Source organism: Longimicrobiaceae bacterium, assembly GCA_035936415.1.
In the GTDB taxonomy this organism is placed as follows: Bacteria; Gemmatimonadota; Gemmatimonadetes; order Longimicrobiales; family Longimicrobiaceae; genus JAFAYN01.
Genome location: DASYWD010000183.1, coordinates 1 through 7,104, shown reverse-complemented (window position 1 = coordinate 7,104; position 7,104 = coordinate 1). Strand labels below are relative to the sequence as shown.

Annotated in this window: 7 protein-coding genes; 6 read left to right on the top strand and 1 reads right to left on the bottom strand. The window is 71.5% G+C overall.

Translation table 11 applies throughout. The features are described 5' to 3' along the window. Window positions 1-173 precede the first annotated feature (173 nt). The gene (locus tag VGR37_07280) at window positions 174-662 is read left to right on the top strand and encodes a DUF427 domain-containing protein (GenBank protein ID HEV2147188.1); all 489 of its coding nucleotides are present in this window, start codon (window positions 174-176) and stop codon (window positions 660-662) included. A 15-nt stretch (window positions 663-677) separates the two neighbouring features. Here VGR37_07280 and mgtE read toward each other — a convergent pair whose 3' ends face one another. After that, the gene (gene mgtE, locus VGR37_07275; GenBank protein ID HEV2147187.1) at window positions 678-2,021 is read right to left on the bottom strand and encodes a magnesium transporter; all 1,344 of its coding nucleotides are present in this window, start codon (window positions 2,019-2,021) and stop codon (window positions 678-680) included. Window positions 2,022-2,294: 273 nt separating this feature from the next. Here mgtE and lipA point away from each other — a divergent pair, with 273 nt between their 5' ends. The 5 genes from lipA to VGR37_07250 form a co-directional block, all read left to right on the top strand. After that, a complete protein-coding gene (gene lipA / locus VGR37_07270; GenBank protein HEV2147186.1) occupies window positions 2,295-3,431 on the top strand; it encodes a lipoyl synthase in 1,137 nt (378 codons plus the stop codon). Window positions 3,432-3,452: 21 nt separating this feature from the next. Next, a complete protein-coding gene (locus VGR37_07265) occupies window positions 3,453-4,022 on the top strand; it encodes a Uma2 family endonuclease (GenBank protein ID HEV2147185.1) in 570 nt (189 codons plus the stop codon). A gap of 48 nt (window positions 4,023-4,070) precedes the next feature. Next, window positions 4,071-5,249, top strand: a complete 1,179-nt coding sequence (gene pdhA / locus VGR37_07260; GenBank protein HEV2147184.1) for a pyruvate dehydrogenase (acetyl-transferring) E1 component subunit alpha — start codon at window positions 4,071-4,073, stop codon at window positions 5,247-5,249. 206 nt (window positions 5,250-5,455) lie between these two features. Continuing rightward, the gene (locus VGR37_07255; protein HEV2147183.1) at window positions 5,456-6,436 is read left to right on the top strand and encodes a pyruvate dehydrogenase complex E1 component subunit beta; all 981 of its coding nucleotides are present in this window, start codon (window positions 5,456-5,458) and stop codon (window positions 6,434-6,436) included. A gap of 19 nt (window positions 6,437-6,455) precedes the next feature. Then, on the top strand, window positions 6,456-7,104 hold a 649-nt coding region (locus tag VGR37_07250; protein HEV2147182.1), incomplete at its 3' end, for a biotin/lipoyl-containing protein.

Sequence of the window (7,104 nt, the reverse complement as noted above, 5' to 3'; positions counted from 1 at the left end):
GCGCTGGAGGCCGCGCTCCTGGCCCGGCACGCGCAGTGGTCGGCGGACACGCACGGCGACGGACGCCCCGCCGCCGCGGCGCGCCGGCTGGCTGCGAACGGGATCGACCTGCTGGCCGACGTGGACCCGGCCGACTCGCGCACCCTGCTGGAGTAGGAAGGAGGATCGACGCAATGCACCGCACCCCGCCCGGCCCGGGGCAGGAGTCCGCCTGGGACTACCCGCGCCCGCCCCGCATCGAGCCCGCCGCCCGGCACCTCCGCGTGGTCCTGGGCGGGGTGGTGGTGGCGGAGACGCACCGCGGCATCCGCGTGCTCGAGACCGCGCACCCGCCCGTCTACTACTTCCCGCCCGAGGACGTGCTCCCCGGGGCCCTCCACGAGGCGCGGGGGACGACCCTGTGCGAGTGGAAGGGGGTCGCCCGCTACTGGGACGTGGAGGCCGGCGGCGTGCTCCGCCCCCGCGCGGCGTGGAGCTATCCGGCGCCGCTCCCGGACTACGCGCTGCTCCGGGACCACGTCGCCTTCCACCCGCAGGGGATGGACGAGTGCACGGTGGACGGGGAGGTCGCGGCGCCCCAGCCGGGGAGCTTCTACGGCGGGTGGGTCACCTCGGGGGTGGCGGGCCCCTTCAAGGGCGCGCCCGGGACGGAGGGGTGGTGAGGCCGCGGGCGCGCCCTACCGCCCCAGGTACCACGAGGCGATGGAGAGGTACACCAGAACCCCCGTGATGTCGGCGATGGAGGTGACCAGCGGGGCGCTGGCCGTGGCCGGGTCCAGCTTCAGCCGGTCCAGCAGGAAAGGCAGCGACATCCCCACCAGGCTCCCGATCACCACCACCAGCACCATGGTGGCCGCCACCACCACCGCCACCTCCGGCCCGCCCCGGTAGGCGCCGATCCCCGCCACCGCCAGGCCCATGGTCCCCCCCAGGATCCCGGAGACGGCGGCCTCCTTCCCCAGCAGGCGCAGCCAGTCGCGGGCGCGCACGTCGCCCGTGGCGAGCGCGCGCACCATCAGCGTGGCCGCCTGCGCCCCCGCGTTCCCCGCGCTGGCGATGAGAAGCGGGAGGAAGAAGACCAGCGCCACCACCTGCGTGATCAGCTCCTCGTAGTGGGCGATGGTGGCCCCGGAAAGGATGTTGACGAAGACGAGCCCCAGGAGCCAGCCGATCCGCCGCCGGAAGAGCACGCCGATGCGCGCCTCGCGCACGCTCCCGCGGATGGGCCCCACCGACCCTACGCGGTGGAAGTCCTCGGTGGCCTCCTGCTCCGCCACGTCCAGCAGGTCGTCCACCGTCACGATCCCCACCAGCACCCCCGCGGAGTCCGTCACCGGGAGCGCCACCAGGTCGTAGCGGCGGATGGTCCGCACCGCCTCCTCCCGGTCGGCCAGCGCGGCGACGCTCACGAAGGAGTGGTCCATCACCTCCGCCACGGGGCGCCCCGGGTCGGCCAGGATCAGCCGGCGCAGCTCCACGTCGTCCAGCAGGCGCCAGCCGGCGTCCACCACGTAGACGCGGTTTACCGTCTCGCTGTCCCGGCCGTGCGCCCGCACGTGCTCCAGCGCGCGGCTCACCGTCCACTCCGGGCGGACGGCCACGTAGTCCGGCGTCATCAGCCGGCCCACGCTCTCCTCCGGATACCCCAGGAGGTGGCGGGCCTCGGCCAGGTCGCCAGGGGCGAGGAGGTTGAGGAGCTGCTGGGTGACCTGTCCCGGCAGCTCGCTCAGGAGCTGCGTCCGGTCGTCGGGGGGGAGGTCGGCCAGGAGCCTCCTGGTCGCCTCGTCCGTGAGCGCCAGGAGGAGGGCGTCGCGCTCGCGCCCCTCCAGGTGCGCGAAGACCTCGGCCTGCTGGCCGCGGGGGATGGCGTGGAAGAGGAGGACGCGGTCCGGCTTCTCCAGCTCCCGGAGGAGGTCCGCCACCTCGGGGGCCGGCCACTCCTCCAGCACCGACGAGAGGGCGGACCAGTTCCGGCCGTGGATGAGCTCCTCGATCTCGGGCTTGAGCAGGGCGGTCAGCATGGCGTCGGCTTCCGGGGGTGGGTGCGTGCGCGGGAGCCGGTGCTCCTCGCGCGCACTGCGGCGGAACGCATGCCCCGTTCCCGAACTCCGCGCGCCGCCGGACGTTGCCTGACCAGCCCCCGGGGGGTAAGTTATCCCGCTCCGGACACGGGCGGGGGAATGCTTGTTGCGGCCGGTGAGCCGGATTCACCGGCCCGCCCCGCCGTCCCGGACGCAGACGATGCGAATCTTCAGGCAGGGGACGGGTCCGGCCCTCCCCGGGAGAAGGCATAGATGAGCGAAAGCTCCGTGCAGGACGGGTCCTCCGCCTACGGGTACGCGCCCGAGGGGAAGGACACCGGTGTGGTGAAGAGCAAGGGGAAGCCGACCCTCCATCTCGCCGACGGGCAGGAGGGGATTCCCATCCGCGCCCGCAAGCCCGAGTGGCTCAAGGTGAAGGCGCCGGGGGGTCCCAACTACCTCCGACTCCAGAAGCTGATGCGCGAGCAGCGCCTCCACACCGTGTGCGAGGAGGCCCACTGCCCCAACATCGGCGAGTGCTGGGAGAGCGGCACCGCCACCTTCATCATCCTGGGAGACGTGTGCACCCGCGCCTGCAAGTACTGCGCGGTCGCCCACGGGCTCCCCACCGAGCTGGACTGGGACGAGCCCCGCCGCGTCACCGACAGCGTCGAGACGATGGGGCTGGAGCACGTGGTCGTCACCTCCGTGAACCGCGACGAGCTGGCCGACGGCGGCGCCGCGATCTACGCCGAGACCATCCGCCAGATCCGCGCGCGGGTCCCTGGCTGCTCCATCGAGGTGCTGATCCCGGACTTCCGCGGCCGCGAGGACGCCATCCGCACGGTGGTGGAGGCGCGCCCGGAGATCCTGGCCCACAACATCGACACGGTGGAGCGGCTGATGCGCGCCCTCCGCCCCGGCGGCAAGTACTGGCGCTCCATCTCGCTGCTGGGCGCCGTGAAGCGGATGAACCCGGACCAGCTCACCAAGAGCGCCATCATCCTGGGGATGGGGGAGACGGAGGAGGAGATCTACACCTCCATGAAGGACCTCCGCGAGGCCGCGGTGGACATCCTCACGCTGGGGCAGTACCTGCGCCCGTCGCAGCACCACGTCCCGCTGGACCGCTGGGTGACCCCGGAGGAGTTCCGCCGCTGGAAGGAGATCGGCGAGCGGGAGCTGGGCTTCCGCCACGTGGAGGCCGGCCCGCTGGTGCGCTCCTCGTACCACGCCAAGGAGCAGGCGCGCGAGGTGGAGGCCGGCGGCCCCGGCGCCATCACCGAGATCCTGGAGGCTGACCCGGACCCGGACGTGCGCATCGACGCCGACGAGGCCGCCGCGCGCGCCGCGCTGGCGGGGACGGCGCCCGTGCAGCCGAAGCAGCTGGTGCAGCTCGGCAGCCTGTAGACGACAAGGCAGACACCGCCCATGACCACCACCTACACGCCGACCCCCGTCTCGCCGGAGGAATACCTCGTCCGGGAGCGTGCCGCCAAGTACAAGAGCGAGTACGTGGCGGGCGAGGTGCGCGCGATGGCCGGTGCGAGCCGGGCGCACGTCCTGATCTCCGCCAACCTGGTGCGCGAGCTGGGCAGCCAGCTTCGTGGCCGCCCGTGCGAGACGTACGGCACGGACATCCGGGTGAGGGTCTCCCGGACGCGGGACTACGTCTACCCGGACGTCACGGTAGTGTGCGGGGAGCCGCAGATGGAGGACGAGCACTTCGACACGCTGCTCAACCCCACGCTGATCGTGGAGGTGCTCTCGCCCTCCACGGCCGGCTACGACCGCGGCCAGAAGTGGGAGATGTACCGCCGCATCCCATCGCTGCAGGACTACCTCCTGGTGAGCCAGGGCGAGCCGCGCGTCGAGCGCTACACCCGCCAGGCGGAAGGGCTGTGGCTGTTCGGCGAGACGAGCGGACAGGACGAAGTTCTGCATCTCGATTCCATCGGCTGCACGCTCGCCCTGCGGGACGTGTACGAGCGGGTGCTCTGACGGGCACCCACCGATCCTGAAAGATTCGCCAACGTTCGGATACACACGATGGCAGAGACGAAGACCAAGAAGGACGAGCCCCGCACTGAGCCGCGGGAGGACCACGCGCAGGCGGAGGCCGGCCACGCGCAGCAGAACGGCGGCGGCGGCGGCCCCGACCGCGGCTGGCAGCAGGCGGAGAAGGACGCCGCCGCGGACGCGGAGCTGCTGAAGTCGCTCCCGGAGGACAAGCTCCGCCGGATGATGTACGACATGCTCCTGGGGCGCCGCTTCGAGGAGAAGACCGCGGAGGCGTACGCCCTCGGCAAGATCGGCGGCTTCTGCCACCTGTACATCGGGCAGGAGGCGGTGGCGGTGGGCGCCATCCACGCGCTGGAGCAGGGCGACTACGTGATGACCGCGTACCGCGAGCACGTGCACGCGCTGCAGGCGGGGATCGAGCCCGGCCCGGTGATGGCGGAGCTCTACGGCCGCAGGGACGGGTGCTCCGGGGGGAAGGGCGGCTCCATGCACATGTTCTCCGCCGAGCACAACTACATGGGCGGCCATGGCATCGTGGGCGGCCAGATCCCGCTGGCGCTCGGCATCGCCTGGGCGATCAAGTACCGCGGCGAGCAGAAGGTGATGCAGGTGTACTGCGGCGAGGCCGCGGTGAACCAGGGCGCCTTCCACGAGTCGCTCAACATGGCGGCGCTCTGGAAGCTCCCGCTGGTGCTGATCGTGGAGAACAACCGCTTCGGGATGGGCACGGCCTGGGAGCGCGCCTCCTCGCTCTACGACATCTCGCAGAAGGCCAGCGCCTACGCCATGCCCGCCGCCATCGCGGACGGGATGGACGTGCTGGACACCTACCGCGTCATGAAGGAGGCCGCCGACCGCGCCCGCGCCGGCGAGGGCCCCACGCTGATCGAGGCGCGCACCTACCGCTTCGTCGGCCACTCCATGTCCGACCCCGTCTCCGGCGTGTACCGGACCAAGGAGGACGTGGAGCTGGAGAAGCAGAAGGACCCCATCCGCATCTACGCCGACCTCCTGGCGCGCGAGGGGATCCTCTCGCAGGAGGAGCTGGAGAGGATGGACGAGGAGGTGAAGCGCGTCTCCGACGAGGCCGCCGACTTCGCCGAGAACTCCCCCGAGCCCGGCCTGGACCAGCTGTACACCGACATCTACGCGGCGGAGGACGTGCGGGGTCGGCTCTACTTCGACGGTCGGGACCGGAGTGCGTGAGGGGTGCGAAGGGCGAAGTGCGAAGTGCGGAACGATACCCCGCGCCCGCTCGAAGCTTTGTCGTTGAGTTAGGGATCGTAACCCGGAGGGCGGAGACGCCGCGGTGGTTTGCGGCGGCTCCGTTCTCCTGGACACGGTCGTATCGTGTCCAGGAGAATAGAGCCCGACCCGGCCGAAGGCCGGGGAACTCCCAAGCATAGATCGAAATGGCCGTGATCACGTACCGCGAGGCCCTGAACCAGGCCCTCGCCGAGGAGATGGAAAGAGACCCGGACGTCTTCCTGATGGGCGAGGAGGTCGGGGTCTACAACGGGGCGTACAAGGTGTCCAAGGGGCTCCTGGACCGCTTCGGCGAGATGCGGGTGGTGGACACCCCCATCACGGAGCTGGGCTTCGCAGGGCTGGGCACGGGCGCCGCGATGGTGGGGCTGCGCCCGGTGATCGAGTTCATGACCTGGAACTTCGCCATCCTGGCGTTCGACCAGATCTTCAACTCGGCCGCCAAGATGCGCTCCATGAGCGCCGGCCAGTTCCGGATGCCGGTGACCTTCCGCGGCCCCACCGGCGCGGCGCTGCAGCTCGCGGCGCAGCACTCGCAGGCGCTGGAGTCGCAGGTGGCGCACTACCCGGGCGTGAAGGTGGTGGTCCCCGGCACCCCGGCCGACGCCAAGGGGTTGCTCAAGGCGGCCATCCGCGACGACGACCCGGTCTGCGTGTTCGAGGGCGAGATGCTCTACAACCTCAAGGGCGAGGTCCCGGAGGACGACGACCACGTGGTCCCGCTGGGCGTGGCCGACCTGAAGCGCGAGGGATCGGACGTGTCCATCATCACCCACGGGAAGATGATCCACGTCGCCCTGCAGGCCGCGGCGCAGCTCGAGAAGGACGGGATCGACGCCGAGATCCTGGACCTGCGCTCGCTCCGCCCGCTGGACACGGACGCCATCCTGAACACCGTCGCCAAGACCAACCGCGTGGTGCTCCTGGAGGAAGGGTGGCCGTACGGGGGGATCAGCGCCACCGTGGCGGCGCTGATCCAGGAGGAGGCGTTCGACGAGCTGGACGCGCCGGTCCTCCGCGTCACCCAGGCGGACGTGCCGATGCCGTACGCCAAAGGGCTGGAGAAGGCGGCGAAGCCCAGCGTGGAGCGGGTGGTCGAGAAGGTAAACCGGGTCCTGTACCGCTGAGCCGTCAGGAGATAGATACGTGGCAACGAAAGTCTACATGGAAGCCCTCTCCCCCACCATGGAGGAGGGGCGGCTCGTCACCTGGCTCAAGAACGAGGGCGACGAGGTCAAGGAGGGCGACGTCCTCGCCGAGGTGGAGACGGACAAGGCGACGATGGAGCTGGTGGCCCGCGGCTCGGGCGTGCTCCGGAAGCGGATGATCGGCGAGGGGGACACCTCCAGCGTGGGAACGGTGATCGCGGTGATCGCCGGGGCGGACGAGGACGTGTCCGCCCTCACGGGCGGCGAGGAGGTGGAGGCGACGCAAGGGCCCTCCAGCGGCGCGCAGCCGGCCGAGGCCGCGGAGGCGGCGGGCGGCTCGGACGTGGGCGAGGCGGCGGTGGCGCTCGCGGGCTCGGAGCACACCGAGCGCGACCAGGCGGAGCGGGGAACCGCCGATGCTACGGCGCCGGGCGAGAAGCCCACCCCGGTTCCCGGCGAGAAGGCCACGGCCGCCACCTCCGGCGACCGCTCCATCGTGCAGACGGGTGGGGACGGGCAGCGGGAGGGCGGGCGCGTGAAGGCGTCGCCGCTGGCCCGGCGGCTGGCCTCGGAAGCAGGGGTGGAGATCTCCGGCCTGCAGGGGAGCGGCCCCGGCGGCCGCATCGTGAAGCGCGACATCGAGGAGG

Excerpts from the sequence above, each read along its gene's own strand:
- VGR37_07280 (HEV2147188.1), top strand. The coding sequence starts at position 174 with ATGCACCGCACCCCGCCCGGCCCGGGGCAGGAGTCCGCCTGGGACTAC.
- mgtE (HEV2147187.1), bottom strand. The coding sequence starts at position 2,021 with ATGCTGACCGCCCTGCTCAAGCCCGAGATCGAGGAGCTCATCCACGGC.
- lipA (HEV2147186.1), top strand. The coding sequence starts at position 2,295 with ATGAGCGAAAGCTCCGTGCAGGACGGGTCCTCCGCCTACGGGTACGCG.
- VGR37_07265 (HEV2147185.1), top strand. The coding sequence starts at position 3,453 with ATGACCACCACCTACACGCCGACCCCCGTCTCGCCGGAGGAATACCTC.
- pdhA (HEV2147184.1), top strand. The coding sequence starts at position 4,071 with ATGGCAGAGACGAAGACCAAGAAGGACGAGCCCCGCACTGAGCCGCGG.
- VGR37_07255 (HEV2147183.1), top strand. The coding sequence starts at position 5,456 with ATGGCCGTGATCACGTACCGCGAGGCCCTGAACCAGGCCCTCGCCGAG.